The organism is Micromonospora sp. ABR4_055 (assembly GCF_056160425.1).
Genome location: NZ_JBSWXD010000023.1, coordinates 1 through 19,486, shown reverse-complemented (window position 1 = coordinate 19,486; position 19,486 = coordinate 1). Strand labels below are relative to the sequence as shown.

The 19,486-nt window shown below is 73.2% G+C and carries 15 protein-coding genes, 1 pseudogene and 1 riboswitch; of the genes and pseudogenes, 9 read left to right on the top strand and 7 right to left on the bottom strand.

Annotated elements, in window-relative coordinates:
* Positions 1-8: 8 nt before the first annotated feature.
* The 4 genes from ACXAHD_RS08635 to ACXAHD_RS08620 form a co-directional block, all read right to left on the bottom strand.
* Positions 9-554, bottom strand: coding sequence for a hypothetical protein (locus ACXAHD_RS08635; protein WP_281554749.1), 546 nt, complete (start codon positions 552-554; stop codon positions 9-11).
* A gap of 108 nt (positions 555-662) precedes the next feature.
* Positions 663-2,141, bottom strand: coding sequence for an NADH-quinone oxidoreductase subunit NuoF family protein (locus ACXAHD_RS08630; RefSeq protein ID WP_281554748.1), 1,479 nt, complete (start codon positions 2,139-2,141; stop codon positions 663-665).
* The gene (locus ACXAHD_RS08625) at positions 2,138-3,757 is read right to left on the bottom strand and encodes a hypothetical protein (protein ID WP_289212789.1); all 1,620 of its coding nucleotides are present in this window, start codon (positions 3,755-3,757) and stop codon (positions 2,138-2,140) included. The genes ACXAHD_RS08630 and ACXAHD_RS08625 overlap by 4 nt, the downstream gene beginning before the upstream one ends.
* Before the next feature lie 388 nt (positions 3,758-4,145).
* Entirely contained in the window at positions 4,146-4,508 is a 363-nt protein-coding gene (locus tag ACXAHD_RS08620; protein ID WP_475049638.1) for a hypothetical protein, read from the bottom strand.
* A 673-nt stretch (positions 4,509-5,181) separates the two neighbouring features.
* On the opposite strand from ACXAHD_RS08620, the gene ACXAHD_RS08615 reads away from it, so the two are divergent.
* The 4 genes from ACXAHD_RS08615 (at position 5,182) to ACXAHD_RS08600 (ending at position 8,517) form a co-directional block, all read left to right on the top strand.
* On the top strand, positions 5,182-5,589 hold the full coding sequence (locus ACXAHD_RS08615) for a pyridoxamine 5'-phosphate oxidase family protein (RefSeq protein ID WP_281554745.1): 408 nt from the start codon (positions 5,182-5,184) through the stop codon (positions 5,587-5,589).
* 76 nt (positions 5,590-5,665) lie between these two features.
* The gene (cbiE, locus tag ACXAHD_RS08610; RefSeq protein ID WP_475049634.1) at positions 5,666-6,895 is read left to right on the top strand and encodes a precorrin-6y C5,15-methyltransferase (decarboxylating) subunit CbiE; all 1,230 of its coding nucleotides are present in this window, start codon (positions 5,666-5,668) and stop codon (positions 6,893-6,895) included.
* Complete coding sequence (gene cobM / locus ACXAHD_RS08605) at positions 6,892-7,635, top strand: precorrin-4 C(11)-methyltransferase (protein WP_475049632.1); 744 nt, start codon at positions 6,892-6,894, stop codon at positions 7,633-7,635. The genes cbiE and cobM overlap by 4 nt, the downstream gene beginning before the upstream one ends.
* Before the next feature lie 84 nt (positions 7,636-7,719).
* Entirely contained in the window at positions 7,720-8,517 is a 798-nt protein-coding gene (locus ACXAHD_RS08600; RefSeq protein WP_281554742.1) for a cobalt-precorrin-6A reductase, read from the top strand.
* On the opposite strand, the gene ACXAHD_RS08595 is transcribed toward ACXAHD_RS08600, so the two are convergent.
* From ACXAHD_RS08595 to ACXAHD_RS08585, 3 genes are read right to left on the bottom strand one after another with little or no spacing between them, the layout of a single operon-like run.
* On the bottom strand, positions 8,505-10,028 hold the full coding sequence (locus tag ACXAHD_RS08595) for a precorrin-2 C(20)-methyltransferase (RefSeq protein WP_289212787.1): 1,524 nt from the start codon (positions 10,026-10,028) through the stop codon (positions 8,505-8,507). The two genes, ACXAHD_RS08600 and ACXAHD_RS08595, sit on opposite strands and share 13 nt — an antisense overlap.
* Complete coding sequence (locus tag ACXAHD_RS08590; protein WP_475049628.1) at positions 10,025-10,660, bottom strand: precorrin-8X methylmutase; 636 nt, start codon at positions 10,658-10,660, stop codon at positions 10,025-10,027. Before ACXAHD_RS08590 ends, ACXAHD_RS08595 begins: the two co-directional genes overlap by 4 nt.
* On the bottom strand, positions 10,660-11,925 hold the full coding sequence (locus ACXAHD_RS08585; RefSeq protein ID WP_289212785.1) for a precorrin-3B synthase: 1,266 nt from the start codon (positions 11,923-11,925) through the stop codon (positions 10,660-10,662). Before ACXAHD_RS08585 ends, ACXAHD_RS08590 begins: the two co-directional genes overlap by 1 nt.
* Positions 11,926-12,042: 117 nt before the next feature.
* Positions 12,043-12,169, top strand: a riboswitch (cobalamin riboswitch).
* Between the two features lie 57 nt (positions 12,170-12,226).
* Between ACXAHD_RS08585 and cobN the strand changes: the two genes are divergently transcribed.
* From cobN to ACXAHD_RS08560, 5 genes and pseudogenes are all read left to right on the top strand, one after another.
* Positions 12,227-15,844, top strand: a complete 3,618-nt coding sequence (cobN, locus tag ACXAHD_RS08580; protein WP_289212784.1) for a cobaltochelatase subunit CobN — start codon at positions 12,227-12,229, stop codon at positions 15,842-15,844.
* A 48-nt stretch (positions 15,845-15,892) separates the two neighbouring features.
* Entirely contained in the window at positions 15,893-16,867 is a 975-nt protein-coding gene (locus ACXAHD_RS08575; RefSeq protein WP_475049624.1) for a pirin family protein, read from the top strand.
* A gap of 137 nt (positions 16,868-17,004) precedes the next feature.
* A complete protein-coding gene (locus ACXAHD_RS08570) occupies positions 17,005-17,766 on the top strand; it encodes a lytic polysaccharide monooxygenase (protein WP_289212782.1) in 762 nt (253 codons plus the stop codon).
* Positions 17,767-17,788: 22 nt separating this feature from the next.
* Positions 17,789-18,097: pseudogene (locus tag ACXAHD_RS08565) on the top strand (MFS transporter); the annotation flags it as partial.
* Between the two features lie 215 nt (positions 18,098-18,312).
* Positions 18,313-19,486: glycoside hydrolase family 10-like protein (locus ACXAHD_RS08560; RefSeq protein ID WP_475049620.1), on the top strand; the 1,174-nt coding region annotated here is incomplete at its 3' end.

Genomic DNA, 19,486 nt, shown 5'->3' with positions numbered 1-19,486 from the left:
TCGGCGGCCTACGCCGCCGCGCTGATCTGGCGTTCGAAGCGCTGCCGTAAACCGTCCGCCCGTTGCGGGTCGGTGAAACCCTTGAACGCCTGATCGACGAACTCCGCCGGGATCATCGCCTCGACCTGGGTCCGAAAGTCCTGGTCGAGCTGGGCGACGGTCAACTCAGGCGGATCGGTGAGCCGGGCCACGATCGGGCCGGCGTTCATCCGGGACAGCAGGTACGGCGTGCCCGGCGTACCTGTCGCGCACAGGTAGTAGCCGTAGGCCGTGCCCACGTCGTCGGATCGGACGGTGGCCGGGTCCAGCCGCCAGACCTCCGCAGTGCACAGCATCCGTTCGTCCGGGTTGACCTCGTGGCCGTGCGCGGCGTGCTCGTCCGCAGTGGACTGCTCGATGGTGGTCGCGATCCGCAGCGCGGCGTCGTCGCGCAGTTGCGCCTCGGTCAGCACCGGCGCGGTCGCCGCGGTCGAGTAGTGCAAGCCACCCGCGAGCAGTATCAGCACCAGCAGCTCCGGTACCAGCCACCACGCCGCGACGCGTCGGCGCGACACCCGAGGCAGATTGACATATTTCAACACCACAGCAGTGTCTCAGCAGCCGGTCGGGAAGGGAAGCCGCCGACGTGCCGGTTTGCGAAGCGGGACGGCCGGCGGCTGCGGTCAGTGGCCGCCCTTGCCCTCGCCGAACCGCAACGCCAGCGCCGGACACATGTTGACCGCCTTGCGGGCACCCGGTTCCAACCACACCGGAACCGGGGACGGCGGGAAGGCCGGATAGCCGTTCGCGTCGAGACGGATGAACTCCGGAACCACGTGTGCGCACAGGCCGTGCCCGTCGCACCGGGTCCAGTCCACACTCAGCCGCTTGGTGCCGCCGGACGGCGCGTCAGCCGGCAACGGGAGGACACCCTTGACCGGCTTGCCGCAGCCGTCGCCCTGGGCGTGGGCGGCCAGGTCCTCGGTGAACACCTCCAGCGCCGAGATGGCGAACCGGGACGTACCGTCCGGATGGCTGCAGGCACCCCGGCCCTTCACCACACTCGCCGCAGCCCGGACCATGTCGACCGCCGCGCTGCCGATGACCAGGGAGTCGACGGTGCGGGCCAGGTCCGGCAGGCCGAGCCGACAGGGCCCGCACTGCCCGGCCGACTCACCGGCGAGATAGTGCACCACCCGGGCGACCTCGCCCATCGGACAGGTGCTGTCGCCGAGCGGGATCGTGATGCCGGCGCCAATCGTGCCACCGACCTTGGTGAAACCTTTCCGGGACACGTCGACCACGGACACCGCCTCAGGGGTGATCCACTTGCCGTGGAAGCCACCGATCAGCAGCCCCGGTCCGACCGGTGCCTCGCACAGTTCCAGAATGTCCCGCAGCGGGGTCCCGGTGGGGCACTCCACCACGGCCGGACGGGCGGCGGACCCGCCGATGGTCAGCAGCACCGTCCCCGGTTCGTCGGCCAGGCCGACCGCGCCGTACTCGTAGGGGCCGAGCCGGGCGGCGATGGCGAGCTGGGAGTACGTCTCCGCGTTGGACAGCAGCGTCGGCAGGCCGGACACCCCGGAGTCACTGGCCCGGACCTTGACGCCGGGTGGGATGTGCGGGAGACCGTTGATGCCCCGGACCAGCGCCCCGCCCTCGCCGGAGATGAACCGGTGCGGGACGGTGACGATGCTGGCCGGCACCGGCATCCGGCGTTCGGCCAGCGCCGCCGACAGCGACGCGCCGCCGACGCCGTCGTCGGCGACACCGATGACGATCTCGTCGGCCTCCAGCGCGTACGCCGCCAACGCGGCGCCGTCCAGGATCAGGTGCGGGGCTCGGGTGAGCAGCACCTTGTCCTTCCAGCTGGCTGGCTCCCCCTCGGTGGCGTTGACCACGACGACAACCGGTTTGTCCTGCTTGTCGGCTGACTCGACGACCGCCTTGACCTTGCGGTGGAACGGAAACCCGGCGCCGCCCCGTCCCCGCAGGTCGATCGCTTCGGCCAAGCGCATCAGGTCGTCGACCGACAGTGGTCCGACCCCGCCGTGCACCTGTTCGTGCGCCCGCAGATCGAGCCGACCGAACTCCTCGAACCCGGCGGTCAACCGGGGCGGGCCGACGGTGGCGACCGGCGGGACCGATGCCGTGCTCAATTCGCCTCTCCTCGAAGCTGCGTCCAGTACTCGTCGTCGGAATCCTCCGCGTCCCGACGTCGCCGGGACCGCCGGCTGCCCGCGGACTCCGCCGCAGCCGCCCGCTGGGCCCGCCGGGAGGCCAGATCGACCAGCGTCGGGGTGTCGTCGGCCGGCAGGTAGTCATCCAGCTCCCGGTCCACCGGTGCCGGATCGGGGTCGGCCCGGTAGCGCGACGCCCGACCGCGGGCCGGCTCGGCGGAGACCGGACGGTCGTCGAACCGGCCGCGCGGGCCGGCCCCGGAAACCGGACGGTCGTCGGCGAACCGGCTACGGGCACCGGTGCCCGAGACCGGACGGTCATCAGCGTAGCGGCCCCGGGAGCCGATGGTCTCCGCCACCGAACGCCGTGACTCGCGAGGCTCGTAACCACCGTCGTCGGCGACCTGGCGCCGCCGGCCGCCGGCCGGCTCGGCGTAGCGCCGCTGGTCCGGCTCCTCGGTGTAGCGCCGGCGTGCGCCGGTGTCGTCCTCGGCGTACCGGCCCCGGCCGGTGTCGTCCTCGGCGTACCGGCCCCGGCCAGTCTCCTCCTCGGCGTAGCGACCGCGGCCGGAGTCGGACCGGCGGTACTCCCGGGAGTCCTCGGTCGCGGCCGGACGCGACCGCGGTGCGGGTCGTCCCACCTCGGGTACCCGGTACCGGTCGGCGGACCGGGTGGACGTGCCGCGCCCGGCACCGGCCGGCGCCCATGAATCGATCATGTCCACACCACTGTCGCCGAACGACCCGAAGCGGGCGGTCGCCGGTTCCAGGCTGATCCCGTCGTCCCGGCTGCCCCGGCGGCGCGACGATCCGGATCCGGACCGGGAGTCGTCGGCCATCCTGCCGACCGGCTTCATCGAGGTGCCGGTGGCCTGCGACACGAACGGCTTCTTCTTGCCCACGCCGGTGGCGAACCGGACCAGTAGAGCGATCACCACCAGCACGACGCAGATCACGTAGCTGAGCGTCACCCAGGTCGCCGGAGGTCGGCCGGTGCCGAGTCCGTGCGTGATCCCGATCGGCCATGCGACGTAGGCGCCGCTGTGCAGCGCTCGCCACAGCCACGGCGGGCCCACACCGACCCACCGGGCCCGCGCCAGACCGGTCCACATAATGGCGAACATGAGGTACGCCGCGAGGGTGCCCATACCCACGTAGATCGCCTGACCGCCGCCGAGGAACGGGATGAACGCCCCGACAGCGGAGACCGCACCGGTGGTGATCTGCGTGATGACGTGCAGCACCAGGAAGGTGATCGCCATGATCCCGGTGGTGCGGTGCGCCGACTGCAGCAGCACCCGGTGCCGGGGCAGCAGCACGATCCGGTCGGTCGCCAGCAGACCGACCATCACCGTGATGCTGAGCGCGACCAGGGCGAAGACGCCACCGAAGAAATCCAGGAAGAAGAACGCGTAGACGTACCCGACCCGGCCTGCCGACGTGAGCATCGCCAGGGCCCAGAAGGCCGCCAGCACCGACGCCGAGAGAATCAGGACCGAAAGGCGGGACGGCTGTCGCCCGCCGGAGAGTTCTGCCCTGGGGCCGGCGGGTCGCTGGTTCTGGTTCGTCCGCGCCATCTGCTCCTCGATCTCCACTCGGTGCCATCCACACACCCGCACCGGCCGGACCGATCCGCCCGGTCCACCGCGAGTGCCCTGCCCTTGGCTTGGCGCCGGAGAAACCGTACCGCTTCCCGGTCGTTTCGCCCGCTCCAGTGCCGTCCCTCAGCATCTACGTAGTTGAGGCGTCGACGGATGAACGGCACGCGGATTTGATTGTCAGGTCACCAGGCTGCCGGAATCATCCCGCTACCTACCACTCAATCCACGTGCAAAAACGTACCTGACGACACACAAAGTCACCGTATGATCACAATAGATTCTAAGCCGAAATTAAGATGCCCCTCCGGCGACCGCGAGGAGGGCGGCGCCGGAGGGGCGGGTTCCCGGGTGAGCGGCGGGAACCTGTCTGTGTCGGCCGGAGTCAGTCCTCCCGCAGCTCACAGGTGGCGAGCTGGTCCAGACCGGCCGGGTGCTGCCCCTGCCGACCGATCGAGATCGCGATCCGCTCGATCGCCGCCGCCCGCTTACTCGCCAACGGACCAAGAATCGCGTTGTCCACGAAGTTGGGACCACCCTGACCCTGACTGCTCACCAACCGCGCGTTGGCCTCGGCAAGCTGCGTCTCCAGCGCCTGCAGATTCCGGTCCACCTCGGCCTGCGCCGCCGCCGGCACCGCCGGCAACCGGTCCACCACGCTCGGACAGACGATCACCCCGACATCGTTGGCGGCAGAGGTGTCCGCCGCCGCGAGACCGAGACCGGCCCCCATGATCACAGCCGCCAAGCCGACCGTGCCGGCCACCTTCCACCGCCGGGAGTTCAACGGCGAGGGACCGACCGGGTGGTCGACCCTCCGCCGGGGAGAACGCGAGTACATGGGACTGACAACCTAACCCTTCTGGGGACAGTTGCCGGTAGCCGCGCCGCTCGATCGACGGCATCCCGGTGGGCCGCACGGCCCGTGTCCGGCGACGCCCCGAGCGTGGGGCCGCCAGACACTGTCGGAGGATGTTCGGTGAGGCGTCGGCGGTCTCCGCCGGTGTCTCGACCATGCATACGGCGGTCCGACGGGGACGGTTCAACCGGGTCTACAGATCGTTAGACCGACGGGCACCGCGTCGACGGGGCGGGGTCGACAGCACCGGGACGGGCACCCACCGGGCCGCCGCCGATGGCCGATTTCGAAGGTGGGGCGACGCAGCCGACTCTTGCGGGAGACCGACGTTAAGGCGCGCCGCCCCGCCGAGACACACTACTCGCGCACCCTGCGAGAACGATTGCTGGACGCGCTGTAGCGGACTAGCAATTGCTTGGTTCGACGGCCAGCACGGCACCCCATTGCTGAGCCACGACTCAACGCAGCCGATTCGGCACCGACCGCACCGGGACCGGCCGGCCAGCCCCACACGGGCGCGTCGGGACCGCCGCCCGGCGCCCACGGTGCCAGAATACGACGGGTGACGACATCTGCTTCCGGGCCGAAGGTCAGCGACGCGCTGCGCGACTTCTGGCGCGAACGGCACCTGTGCACGCTGACCACGCTGCGCCCGGACGCAAGCCCGCACGTGGTTCCGGTGGGAGTGACCTTCGACCCGGACGGCGGCGTCGCCCGGGTGATCACCTCCGGCCGGTCCCGCAAGGCCGCACACGTGCGGGCCGCCGGCGTGACCGGGGCCCGGGTGGCCGTCTGCCAGGTCGACGGGAAGCGATGGTCGACGCTGGAAGGCCTGGCCCGGCTGCACGACGATCCGCCAACGGTCCGGGATGCGGAGCAGCGCTACGCCCTGCGGTACCGGGTACCACGCCCCAACCCGGATCGGGTGGTGCTCGTCATCACGGTCACCCGTCGGCTCGGCAACGTCTGATCCGGGCGGCGTCACGCGGATCACCACCGGCGGGGTGGCCATGTCGAGCGACGCGGCGAACCGTTACCGTCGGACGATGCCCCCCAGATCCGGACCGGCTGTGGTCACCGTCATCGGTATCGGCGCCGATGGATGGGACGGGCTGTCCGGCGCCGGCCGGTCGGCGCTGCGCGCCGCGACCGCGCTGCTGGGCAGCCGCCGGCAGATCGAGCTGATCCCACCGCCCGAGCGGCCGGCGACCACCGGCACCTGGCCCACCCCGCTGCTCGCCCACCTGCCCCGACTGCTCGACGAACACCGCGGGCAGCACCTCGCTGTGCTGGCCAGTGGCGACCCGATGCACTACGGCATCGGCGGCACCCTGGTCCGGCTGCTCGGCCCCGAGCGGGTACGGGCGGTGCCTCACCCGTCGGTGGTCTCGTTGGCCTGCGCCCGGCTCGGCTGGCCGGTCGAAGAGGTCGACGTGGTCAGCGCCGTCGGCCGCCCGGTACAGCTGCTGCACCCCCTGGTCCACCCCGGGCGCCGGCTGCTGGTGCTCAGCGCCGGCACGGCCACCCCGGGTGAGGTAGCCGACCTGCTCACCGCACGGGGCTACGGACCCAGCCCGCTGACCCTGCTGGAACAACTCGGCGGCGCCCGGGAACGGCTGCGGACGGCAACCGCCCAGGACTGGGGCGGCCTCGACGTCGACCCGCTCAACGTCGTCGCGGTGCAGTGCCGGGCCGAGCCGGACACCCCGCCGCTGCCCCGGATACCGGGGCTGCCCGACGACGTCTACCAGCACGACGGCCAGCTGACCAAACGGGAGATCCGGGCGGTCACCCTGGCCCGGCTGGGTCCCCTGCCCGGGCAGCTGCTCTGGGACATCGGGGCCGGATCGGGCAGCATCGCCATCGAGTGGTCCCGCGCCCACCCGCAGTGCCGGGCCATCGCCGTAGAGCACGACCCGCGGCGGGCTCAACGGATCGCGGCGAACGCGGAGACGCTCGGCGTACCGGGCATCACGGTGGTCGCCGCGGCGGCCCCGCAGGCACTGGTCGGCATGGACCCCCCGGACGCGATCTTCGTCGGCGGCGGGGTCACCACCACCGGGCTGCTGGACGCCGCCTGGTCGGCGCTGCGGCCCGGCGGCCGGCTGGTGGCCAACGCGGTGACCATGGAGTCCGAGGTGCTCCTCGCCGACTGGTATGCCCGCCACGGCGGCGACCTGACCCGGATCGCGATCAGTCGGGCAGCGCCGGTCGGCGGCTTCACCGGCTGGCGGCCGGCCATGCCGGTCACCCAGTGGGTGGTGCACCGCCGGTGACCGTCCACTTCGTCGGGGCCGGCCCCGGTGCCGCCGACCTGATCACCATCCGTGGCCGCGAGGTCATCGCGAGCAGCCCGGTCTGCCTGTACGCCGGCAGTCTGGTCCCGACCGAGCTGCTCGCCCACTGCCCGCCCGGGGCCCGGCTGGTCGACACCGCCCGGCTGACCCTGGACGAGATCGTCGCAGAGATGGTCGACGCGCACGCCGCCGGGCACGACGTCGCCCGGCTGCACTCCGGCGACCCCTCGCTGTTCAGCGCCGTCGCCGAGCAGATCCGTCGGTTGGACGCCGCCGGGGTGCCGTACCAGATCGTGCCCGGCGTGCCCGCCTTCGCCGCCGCAGCCGCCGCGCTCGGGCGGGAGTTGACCGTCCCCGAGGTCGGACAGACGGTGATCCTGACCCGGGTATCGGACCGGTCGACCCCGATGCCCCCCGGTGAGGAGCTGGCCGCCCTCGGTGCCAGCCGGACCACCTTGGTGCTGCACCTGGCGGTGCAACGGATCGACGCCGTCGTCGCCGACCTGGTACCGCACTACGGCGCGGACTGTCCGGTGGCGGTGGTGGCCCGGGCCAGCCGGCCCGATGAGGTGGCGCTGCGGGGCACGCTGGCCGACATCGCCGGCCAGGTGCACGCCGCCGGCGTACGGCGTACCGCAGTGATCATCGTCGGCGCGGTGCTCGGCGCGGAAAATTTCCCCGACAGCCATCTGTACAGCGCCGACCGGTGCCGGCATTGACAATCCTCCCCGCCTGAAGAAGGCCGGAGTATCCACGAAAGGAGTTTGCCGGATGGCTCACTCCCAGAACTCATTAGGAATCCGATGACCGGTGACCGCACCGGCCCCAGCCCGGACGGCGGACCACGGGTGCTCATTCTCGGCGGCACCGCCCAGGCTCGTCAGCTCGCCGCCGCGTTGGCGGCCGACCCGGCGGCGCGGGTGGTCACCTCGCTTGCCGGCCGGGTGGCCCGGCCCCGGCTGCCGCACGGCGAGACCCGCGTCGGTGGTTTCGGCGGACCGGACGGGCTGGCTAGCTGGCTGCGGGACGAGCGCATCGGCGCGGTGGTCGACGCCACCCACCCGTTCGCCACCCGGATCTCCGCCTCGGCGGTGCGGGCCTGCGCGCTGGCCGGTACGCCGCTGCTGGTGCTGCGCCGGCCCGGCTGGGTCGCCGGTGCGGGCGACGTCTGGCACCGGGTGCCGGACCTGGGCGCGGCCGCCGCCGCCCTGCCCCGGTTGGGCACCCGGGCGATGCTCACCACCGGTCGGCAGAGTCTGGCCGCTTTCGCGCCGCTGGCCGGGATCTTCTTCCTGATCCGTACGGTGGACCCACCGCAGCCGCCGCTGCCCGCCGACCGGGTGCTGCTGCTCGACCGCGGCCCGTACACCGTGGACGGCGAGCGGGCGCTGATGCGCGCGCACGCCATCGACGTGCTGGTGACCAAGGACAGCGGCGGCGACGAGACGTCCGCCAAACTGGTCGCCGCGCGCGAGCTCGGACTCCCGGTGCTGATGGTCGACCGGGCCGCCGCGCCACCCGTGCCGACGGTCAACGACGTCGGCGCCGCCCTTACCTGGCTGATCGGGCTGGGCGCGGCGGCGGGCGCTCAGCCCGGGTAGCGCCGTGGGGTGAACACCACCGGCGGCCCGGCGCCGTCGTGGCTGACCTGGGTCGCCGACGAGCCGACGATCAGCAGGGTCCGCATGTCGACCATGGCCGGATCCAGGTCGGCCAACGCCACCACGTCGACGCGTTCACCCGGACCGCCGACGTCGCGGCCCACCACCACCGGGGTGTGTGCCGACCGGTGCTCCAGCAGCAGGTCCCGGGCCCTGGCCAGCTGCCAGGTCCGGCTGCGCGACGCCGGGTTGTAGATCGCGATCACCAGGTCGGCGCGGGCGGCGGCGCGCAGCCGCCGTTCGATCACCGGCCAGGGCTTGAGCCGGTCCGACAGGGACAGCACGCAGTAGTCGTGCCCGAGTGGTGCCCCCACCCGGCTGGCCACCGCCTGGGCGGCGGTCACCCCGGGCAGCACCCGGACCGGCACGTCCTTCCAGCGGGGCTCGGCGGCGACCTCCAGCACCGCCGTGGCCATCGCGAACACCCCGGGATCACCGGAGGAGACCACCGCGACCCGGGCTCCGTCGGCCGCCAACCGCAGCGCGTGGGCGGCGCGCTGCGCCTCGACCTGGTTGTCCGACGGGTGCCGGCGTTGCCGGGGGTTGGCCGGCACCCGGTCCAGGTACGGTCCGTAGCCGACCAGGTCGTCGGCGGCCGCGAGGGCGGCCTGCGCCTGCGGGGTGATCCAGTCCCGGCCGGCCGGGCCGAGGCCGACCACCACCACCTCTCCCCCGCCGGACCGAGCAGGGTCGGCGGCGCTCGCCGCGACAGTGCCACCGCGACGGCTGGCCAGTAACGCCAGAGAGAAGTACGGCGCGGTCGCCGGGTCGACGTCGGCCAGCGGCGCGACGCGTTGCCCGACGGTGCTGGCCCGCTCGACGTACCAGGCGTCGTCGAGGCGGCCGGCGACGGTCAACGCGTCGCGGACGGCCGGGAAGGTCCGACCCAGCTTGAGTACGGCGGCGGCGTCGGTGTCGGCCAACCGTCGGGTCAGCTCCGCACCGGACAGGGTGCCGGGCAGGACGGTCAGCACCTCGTCGGCCTCGACCAGCGGCCGGCCGAGTGCGGCGGCTGCCCCGCTCATCGAGGTGACCCCGGGCACCACCTCGGTCGGGTAGCGGTGCGCCAACCGCTTGTGCAGGTGCATGTAGGAGCCGTAGAACAGCGGATCGCCCTCGGCGAGCACGACCACGGTCCGACCGGCGTCGAGGTGGGCGGCCAGCCGTCGCGCGCAGTCGGCGTAGAACTCGTCCATTGCCGCCCGGTAGCCGCCGGGGTGGGTGCTGCGTTCGGTGGTCACCGGGTAGACCAGCGCCTCCTCGATCTGTCCGGCGCGCAGGTACGGCTCAGCGATGGACCGGGCGACGCTGCGGCCGTGCCGGGCACTGTGGTGCACGATCACATCGGCGGCGGTGATCAGCCGGGCCGCCTTCACGGTGACCAGTTCCGGGTCACCGGGGCCGAGGCCGACGCCGTACAGCCGACCCGGGCCGCCGCGACGCGCGTTCATCTGCCCACCTGTCCCTCGTCGTCGCTGGCGATCGCGTTGAGTGCGGCGGCGGCCATCGCGCTGCCGCCGCGTCGTCCCCGGACCGCCAGGTGTTCCAGTCCGCCATGGTCGATCAAAGCCTGCTTGGACTCGGCGGCGCCGATGAAGCCGACCGGTACGCCGAGCACCGCCGCCGGCCGGCCGGCACCGGCGTCGACCAGCTCCAACAGTCGGAACAACGCGGTCGGTGCGTTGCCGACGGCGACCACCGCGCCGTCGAGGCGGTCGCCCCACAGTTCGACGGCCGCAGCGCTGCGGGTGGTGCCCAGCCGATCGGCCAGCTCAGGCACCCGGGGATCGGACAGGGTGCACAGCACCGGGTTGGCGGCCGGCAGCCGGCGTCGGGTGACCCCGGCGGCCACCATCGTGGCGTCGCAGAGGATCGACGCGCCGGCGCGCAGCGCGGCCCGGGCCGCCACCACCACCTGCGGCGAGAAGACCAGGTCGTCGACCAGGTCGACCATCCCGCAGGCGTGGATCATCCGGACGGCGACCCGGGCCTGTTCGGCGGTGAGCCGGCTCAGGTCGGCCTCGGCGCGGATGGTGGCGAACGACTGCCGGTAGATCTCGGCCCCGTCGCGGACGTGGTCCATCACGGCTCCTCGCGTGCGGTGCGGACGGCGGCGGCCAGCGCCGCCCCTGGTAGGACGTGGACGGTGGGGCGGCCGGGCGCGCTCACCTGGTAGCCGTCGCCGGTGGCGAGGACCCGCAGCGCCGGTCCCGCTGGGGTGCCGCAGCCGCGCTCACAGCCGATCCAGTGCACCGGCAAGTGCGCCCCACTGGCCGCGGCCGGCCGGCCGGCGTGCGTCGCCGCCGCGTCGGCCCGTACGTCGGCCCGCGACCGGGCACAGCCGGGACGGCCCGCGCAGGCGGTGACGCCGAGCCACGGCGACCCGGGGTCGGTGTCGAGACCCGCACGGTGCAGCCGGCGCGCCCAGCCGGGTGCGTCGGTGAGCCGAGGCAGCACCACGGTCCGCCACGGGGTGATCCGCGCCTGCGGTGCGGCGGCGGCGAGCAGGTCGGCCTGCGCGGCGGTGAGCTGACCCAGCGGTACGGCGAGCACGAGTGCCTGGTCGCCGTCGGGGCGGCGCAGCACGCCCACCGGCGGTACGCCGGACCGTCGCGGTGCGGTCGGCGGGTCGGCCGCGACCCGGTGGACGCCCGGCGTGGTGGCGAGCGCCGCGACGAACCGTGCCAGTTCGGCGGCGGCGAGGTCGCCGATGCGCCAGATGGTGCCGGCCACGGCACGTTCGTCGGCGAGGAAGATCCGGGCGGCGGCGACCGCCACCCGGACCGCGTCGGTCGGCGTGGTCCGTAGGCCGTGGTCGACCCCGGCGAGCCGGATACCGACCCGGCCGTCCGACCCGGGCAGCAGGCCCACGTCGGGGCGCGCCGCGACGGTGGCGCCCCGACCGTCGTCGACGGCGAACAGGAACCGGCCGGAGAGGCGGGTCAGCTGTGGCTGTGCGCAGATCGCCGCGTCGAGGGCGCGGACCTGCGCCGCGACGTCCCACCGAGGCACACTGTCCACACCGGCCAGTGGGGAGCCGAGGATGTTGCGGGCCCGGTCGTGTCCGGGTGCGGGCAGCAGCCCGGCCGCGCTCAGCCGGCCGGCGAGCACCCCGGCGGCGTCGGCGGCCACCCCCCGCAGTTGTACGTTGGCCCGGCTGGTCAGCTCCAGGTGTCCGTCACCGAGGTCACGGGCGGCGGCGGCCAGTACGGTCAGCTGGCCGGCGGCTAGCAGCCCACCGGGGCAGCGGACCCGGGCGAGGTGCCCGTCGGCGGCCGGATGCAGCGCCAGCGTGCCGGGGCAGGCATCGGGGCCGCCCCGGACGGGCGGCAGCGGCGAGGCGGACACGCGGCGGATACTACGGGCTGCCACGGGAGGCGACGCCCTCGCGGCGAATAGATCACACCTTGACGAAACGTCCCCGGGTCGTGACAGTGGTCGGTAGCCAACTGCGGCGGCAAGTGGAGGAAGCCGGTGTGATTCCGGCGCGGTCCCGCCACTGTCACCGGGGAGCGGACCCCACCGACGGCCACGGCCCCGATCCACGGGGCGGGAAGGCCGGGGCGAGCCTCGATCCGGGAGCCAGGAGACTCCGGTCGCCGCGACCGACGACCCGGGGCGCGGACCCCGAGGGAGGACCAGGCGTCCGATGATGCTACTTCTGTCCACTTCAGATACTGATTTGCTGAGTGGACGGGCCAGCGGTGCCGACTGGCGCCTGGCGAACCCGGCCCGGCTGTCGGTCGACGACCTCACGCCCCTGCTTGCCGACGTCGACCTCGTGGTGGTCCGGCTGCTCGGCGGCCGCCGGGCCTGGCCGGACGGACTGGACGCGCTGCTGACCGACGGACGCCCAGTGGTGGTACTCAGCGGCGAACAGGCACCCGACGCCGCCCTGATGGAGCTGTCCACCGTACCGGCCGGGGTGGCCGCCGAGGCCCACGCCTATCTGGCCCACGGCGGCCCGGCCAATCTGGCCGAACTGCACCGATTCCTGTCCGACACGGTGCTGCTCACCGGGCACGGCTTCGCCGCGCCGCGGCCGGCCCCGGAGTGGGGCGTACTGGAACGCCCGAACGTGCCGACCGGACCGGGCCAGCCGACCGTGGCGGTGCTCTACTACCGGGCCCACCACCTGGCCGGCAACACCGGCTTCGTGCACGCCCTGTGCGACGCGGTCGACGCCGCCGGCGGTCGGGCGCTGCCGGTCTACTGCGCCTCGCTGCGCTCGCCCGACCCGCAGCTGCTGGCCACCCTGCGCCAGGCCGACGCCCTGGTGGTGACGGTGCTGGCCGCTGGCGGAACCCGGCCGGCGACCGCCTCCGCCGGGGGCGACGACGACGCCTGGGACGTCGGCGCGCTCGCCGAACTGGACGTGCCGATCCTGCAGGGACTCTGCCTGACCAGCTCCCGCCAGACCTGGGCGGCCACCGACGACGGGTTGTCCCCGTTGGACGCCGCCACCCAGGTGGCCATCCCCGAGTTCGACGGCCGGCTGATCACCGTGCCGTTCTCGTTCAAGGAGATCGACGCCGACGGGCTGTCGGTCTACGTCGCCGACCCGCAGCGGGCCGCCCGGGTGGCCGGGATCGCCGTCCGCCACGGCGCGCTGCGGCACATCGCGGCGGGCGACAAACGGATCGCGGTGCTGCTGTCGGCGTACCCGACCAAGCACGCCCGGATCGGCAACGCGGTCGGGCTCGACACCCCCGCCAGTGTGCTGGCGCTGCTGTCGACGTTGCGCGACGCCGGCTACGACGTGGGGCCGCCCGACGGCCCCGACGCGCTGCCGGGGCTGGCCGACGGCGACGGCGACGCGTTGATGCACGCGCTGATCGCCGCCGGCGGGCAGGACCCGGACTGGCTCACCGAGGAGCAGCTGGCCGGCAACCCGGTGCGCATCCCGGCCGCCGACTACCGTCGCTGGTACGCCGAGTTCCCGACCGAGCTACGGGAACAGGTCGAACGGCACTGGGGTCCGCCGCCGGGCGAGCTGTACGTCGACCGGTCCCGGGATCCGGACGGCGAGATCGTGCTGGCCGCGCTGCGTACCGGCAACATCGTGCTGCTGGTGCAGCCGCCGCGCGGCTTCGGGGCCAACCCGGTGGCCATCTACCACGACCCGGACCTGCCGCCGAGTCACCACTACCTGGCCGCGTACCGGTGGCTGGAGCACAGCTTCGGCGCGCACGCCGTGGTGCACGTCGGCAAGCACGGCAACCTGGAGTGGCTACCGGGCAAGACGGTCGGACTCAGCGCCGACTGCGGGCCGGACGCCGCCCTCGGCGACCTGCCGCTGATCTACCCGTTCCTGGTCAACGACCCCGGCGAGGGCACCCAGGCCAAACGCCGGGCACACGCCACCCTGATCGACCACCTGGTGCCGCCGATGGCCCGGGCGGACAGTTACGGCGACATCGCCCGGCTGGAGCAGCTGCTCGACGAGCACGCGAACATCGCCACACTGGACCCGGCCAAACTGCCGGCGATCCGGGCGCAGATCTGGACGCTGATCCAGGCCGCCCGGCTCGACCACGACCTCGGTCTGAACGACCGGCCGCACGACGCCGAGTTCGACGACTTCCTGCTGCACGTCGACGGCTGGCTCTGCGAGATCAAGGACGTGCAGATCCGTGACGGGCTGCACGTGCTCGGGTCGGCGCCGGTCGGCGCGGCCCGGGTCGACCTGGTGCTGGCGATGCTGCGGGCCCGGCAGATGTGGGCCGGGCAGGTGGCCGCGCTGCCCGGCCTGCGGGAGGCGCTGGGCCTGGACGAGTCCGGCACCGACCGTGACGACACCGACGCGGCCGAGGCGACCGCCCGGGAGCTGGTCGCGGCGATGGAGGAGCACGGCTGGCGGTCGGACGCCGTCGCCGAGGTCGCCAAGCGCGTGCTCGGCGCCGACGGACGGGCCGCGCTGGTCACCCGGATTCTGGACTTCGCGGCGACCGAGGTGGTCCCCCGGCTGGCCCGCACCACCGACGAGCTGGCCCACGTCGCGCACGCGCTGGCCGGCGGGTACGTGCCGGCCGGGCCGAGCGGGTCGCCGTTGCGTGGATTGATCAACGTGCTACCGACCGGGCGCAACTTCTACTCGGTGGACCCGAAGGCGGTGCCGAGCCGGCTGGCCTGGGAGACCGGGCAGGCGATGGCGGAGTCGCTGCTGGCCCGCTACCGGGCCGACGCCGGCGACTGGCCTCGCTCGGTGGGACTGTCGGTGTGGGGCACGTCGGCGATGCGGACCGCCGGTGACGACATCGCCGAAGTGCTGGCGCTGCTCGGCGTACGGCCGGTGTGGGACGAGGCGTCGCGGCGGGTGACCGGCGTCACGGTGGTCCCGGCCGAGGAGCTGGGCCGGCCGCGCATCGACGTGACGGTGCGGATCTCGGGCTTCTTCCGCGACGCGTTCCCGCATGTGGTGGCCATGTTGGACGACGCGGTCCGACTGGTCGCGGCCCTCGACGAGCCCGACGAGGTGAACTTCGTCGCCGCGCACGCCCGCGCCGACCTGGCCGCCCACGGTGACACCCGGCGGGCCACCATGCGGATCTTCGGCTCCAAGCCGGGCACCTACGGTGCCGGGCTGCTGCAGCTGATCGACAGCCGCAACTGGCGCGACGACGCCGACCTGGCCGAGGTGTACGCGGTGTGGGGCGGCTACGCCTACGGCCGGGACCTCGACGGCGCGCCGGCCCGCGACCAGATGGAGTCGGCGTACCGGCGGATCGCGGTCGCGGCGAAGAACATCGACACCCGCGAACACGACATCGCCGACTCCGACGACTACTTCCAGTACCACGGCGGCATGATCGCCACCGTCCGGGCGTTGACCGGGTCGGCCCCGGCTGCCTACGTCGGCGACAGCACCCGGCCGGAGGCGGTGCGCACCCGCGCCCTGCACGAGGAGACCGCTCGCATCTTCCGGGCCCGGGTGGTGAACCCGCGCTGGCTGGCGGCGATGCGCCGGCACGGCTACAAGGGGGCGTTCGAGCTGGCCGCCACCGTCGACTACCTGTTCGGCTACGACGCCACCGCCGGGGTGGTAGCCGACTGGATGTACGACAAACTGGCCGAGACGTACGTGCTCGACGAGGTCAATCAGCGGTTCCTGACCGAGTCGAACCCGTGGGCGTTGCACGGCATCACCGAGCGGCTGCTGGAGGCGGCCGACCGCAAACTGTGGGAGTACCCCGACCCGGCGGTGCTGGACGGGCTGCGGGAGGTGTTCCTGCGGACCGAGGGCGACCTGGAGGACCGCGCCGGGTGACCGCGCATCCCGGCGGCGGACCGGCGGCATCCCGCGTAGGGTCGAGGCATGAGTGCGGCGGCGTCGGGAAGCATCCGGTACGACGGGACCACGGTCGCCGGTGCGCAGCCGGAGAGCGTCCTGCTACCCGGCCACGATGTACCGTTGGGCCGCTACACGACGGTCCGGCGGCTGCTGCCGCAGCGACCCCGGCGCATGGTCGGTGCCTGGTGTTTCGTGGACCACTTCGGGCCGGACGACGTGGCCGGGCGGCCCGGCATGCAGATTCCGCCGCACCCGCACACCGGGCTGCAGACGGTGACCTGGCTGGTCGACGGGGAGATCCTGCACCGGGACAGCCTGGGCAGTATGCAGTCGATCGTGCCGGGGCAGCTCAACCTGATGACCGCCGGACACGGGATCGCCCACTCGGAGCAGTCGCCGCCGGCGCATCCGCCGGTGATGCACGGGCTGCAGCTGTGGGTGGCGTTGCCGGAGTCGGCCAGGCACGGGGAGCCGCGGTTCGAGCACCACGCCGCGCTGCCGCAGGTCGGTGCCGGCGACGCGGGGCTCACCGTGGTGGTCGGCGAGTACGCCGGCGTCCGGTCCCCGGCCCGGATGGCCAGCCCGATCGTCGGAGCACAGATCGACATCGGCAGCCCCGCGCCCGTCGAGCTGACGCTGCGCGACGATTTCGAGTACGCCCTGCTGGCGATGTCCGGCACGGCCCGGGTCGACGGGGTGGAGCTGGCCCAGGGTGGGCTGCTCTATCTGGGTGAGGGTCGGTCGGCGTCGACAGTGACCGCCGCCGACGGTGATGCCCGGCTGTTCCTGCTCGGCGGTGAGCCGTTCGAGGAGCCGCTCGTCATGTGGTGGAATTTCGTCGCCCGCAGCCACGAGGAGCTGGTGGCGGCCCGCGACGACTGGGCGGCCGGCCACCGGTTCGGCACGGTGACCGGTTGTGTGGACGCCCCGCTACCGGCACCGGAGATGCCGATCACCCGGATCAAGGCCCGCGACCGGCACGGTCGCACCGTCGGCTGACCGTCGCACGGCGACTCACGGGCGTCGACGTATCGAAATTCTTCGTTCACAATCTTTACTGTTAACTGTCTTTACGCTAACTTCGTCGGCAACGGCCGGCCGCCCCCACCGCCACCCACGACGTGCGGAGCGCCCCCATGCAACGACGACTTCTCCTGCCCCTGCTCGCCACCGGCACCATCCTCGGCACCCTGCTGGTCGCCACGCCGGCCAGCGCCCACGGCTACGTCTCCTACCCGCCCAGCCGACAGGCGATGTGCGCGCAGGGCCGGGTCGCCAGCTGCGGCCCGATCGTGTGGGAGCCGCAGAGCGTCGAAGGCCCCAAGGGGCAGCGCACCTGCCACGGCGGGGTGAGCCGGTTCGCCATTCTCGACGACGACAGCGTCAACTGGCCGGCCACCACGGTCGGCGGGGCGGCCACCTTCACCTGGACGCTGACCGCCCGGCATGCCACCAGCACCTGGGAGTACTTCGTCGGCAGCACCCGGATCGCCGTGTTCGACGACGGCGGCCGGCAGCCCAACGCCACCGTGTCGCACACCGTGCACCTCGGTGGCCGCACCGGCCGGCACAAAGTGCTGGCGATCTGGAATGTCGCCGACACCACGAACGCCTTCTACTCCTGCGTGGACGTCCAGATCGGTGGAGGTCCGGGCCCGTCGCCGACCCCACCCCCGCCGTCACCCACTCCGACGCCACCGCCGCCGACCACCGCGCCCCCGACGCCAACGCCCACCGCGTCACCCGGTCAGCCCGGTGGCACCTGGGCCGCCGGCACTGCGTACCAGGTCGGTGCCGTCGTCAGCTACGCCGGCGTCGACTACCGGTGCCGGCAGGCACACACCGCCCTCGTCGGCTGGGAACCGCCGAACGTGCCGGCACTGTGGCAACGGCTCTGACCGGTCGGTGCATGATGTACACATGTCGCAACCGCTCGGTCGACCGTTCTGGCGGTTCTGGAGCGCCGCCACCCTCGCCAACAACGGTGACGGGATCCGCCTCGCCGCCCTCCCGCTGCTGGCCCTGTCGCTGACCGGGGACCCGCTCGGGCTGGCCGTCGTCGCCACCGCGCAGACCCTGCCGTGGCTCGTCGCCGGGCTGGCCGCCGGCACGCTTGCCGACCGGGTCGCGCCGCGTACGCTGCTCGCCGCCGCCGACACGGTACGCGCCCTGCTGCTGGTGGCCCTGGTGGCGACGGTGGCCACCGGCACCGCCACCATCGCCCTCGTCGCCGGGGTCGGGCTGGCCGCCCCGTTCGGCTTCGCCGGGCTGGTCGCCGTCGTCGCGACTGCCGGCTGGTGGCTGGCCACCCGGGGCGACGTGCCGTCAGCCCGGCCGGCCTGACCCGGCTTCTCGGCGCCTGATGCCACTCCAGTGCGGGGTGCGACACGGGCGTGTCAGATCATTGCTTGTCTGACTCATCTGACAAAACCACCATCTCGCTCATGAGCACTCCGTCGACGGCGATACCGAAGCGTCAGTTCCGGGGCCTGTGGCTGGCCACGGTCGCCAACCTGGACTGGCCGAGCCGGCCCGGACTGGCGCCGGACGCCCAGCAGGCGGAGCTGCGCGACTGGCTCGTCCTGGCCCGGCGGCTACGGTGCAACGCCGTCGTGGTGCAGATACGTCCAAGCGCCGACGCGCTCTGGCCGTCGCCGTACGAGCCGTGGTCGGCGGTGCTTACCGGGCAGCAGGGTAGGCACCCCGGCTACGACCCGCTGGGCGTGCTCGTCGCCGAGGCGCACGCCCGCAACCTGGAACTGCACGCCTGGTGCAACCCGTACCGGGTCGCCAACCACGCCGACCCGACGCGGCTGGTCGCCGACCACCCGGCCCGCCGCCACCCGGAATGGGTCATCACGTACGCCGGCCGGCTCTACTTCGACCCGGGCCAGCCGGCGGTGCGGTCCTTCGTCCAGGACGCGATGATCGACGCGGTCGCCCGCTACGACATCGACGCGCTGCACTGGGACGACTACTTCTACCCGTACCCGGTCGACGGACAGACCTTCGCCGACCAGGCCAGCTTCGCCGCGTACGGGGCCGGCTTCGACAGCCTCGCCGCGTGGCGCCGGCACAACGTCGACCTGCTCGTCGCGCAGACGAGCGACCGGCTGCGGGCGGTCAAGCCGTGGGTGCGCTTCGGTATCAGCCCGTTCGGCATCTGGCGCAACGCCGCCACCGACCCGCTCGGTTCGCGGACGAACGGGTTGCAGTCCTACGACGCGATCCACGCCGACAGCCGCCGCTGGGTGCGGGAACAGTGGATCGACTACATCGCGCCGCAGCTGTACTGGCACCTCGGCCACCCGGCCGCCGACTACGCCGAGCTGGTCCGCTGGTGGTCGGCGACGGTCTCGGGTACCAGTGTGGAGTTGCTCGTCGGGCAGTCGACCTACCGGGTCGGCGTCGCCGGGCAGGACCCGGCCTGGCAGGACCCGGCCGAGCTGAGCCGGCACCTGACGCTGCACCACAGCTACCCGCAGGTCCACGGCGACCTGCAGTTCAGCGGCAAGGACGGGCGCGCAGACCGGCTCGGTGGGGGCAACCGGCTGGTCGCCGACCACGACGCCCTGCCCGCGCTGTTGCTGGTTGCGGCCGGGCGCGGCGGCGTACCGG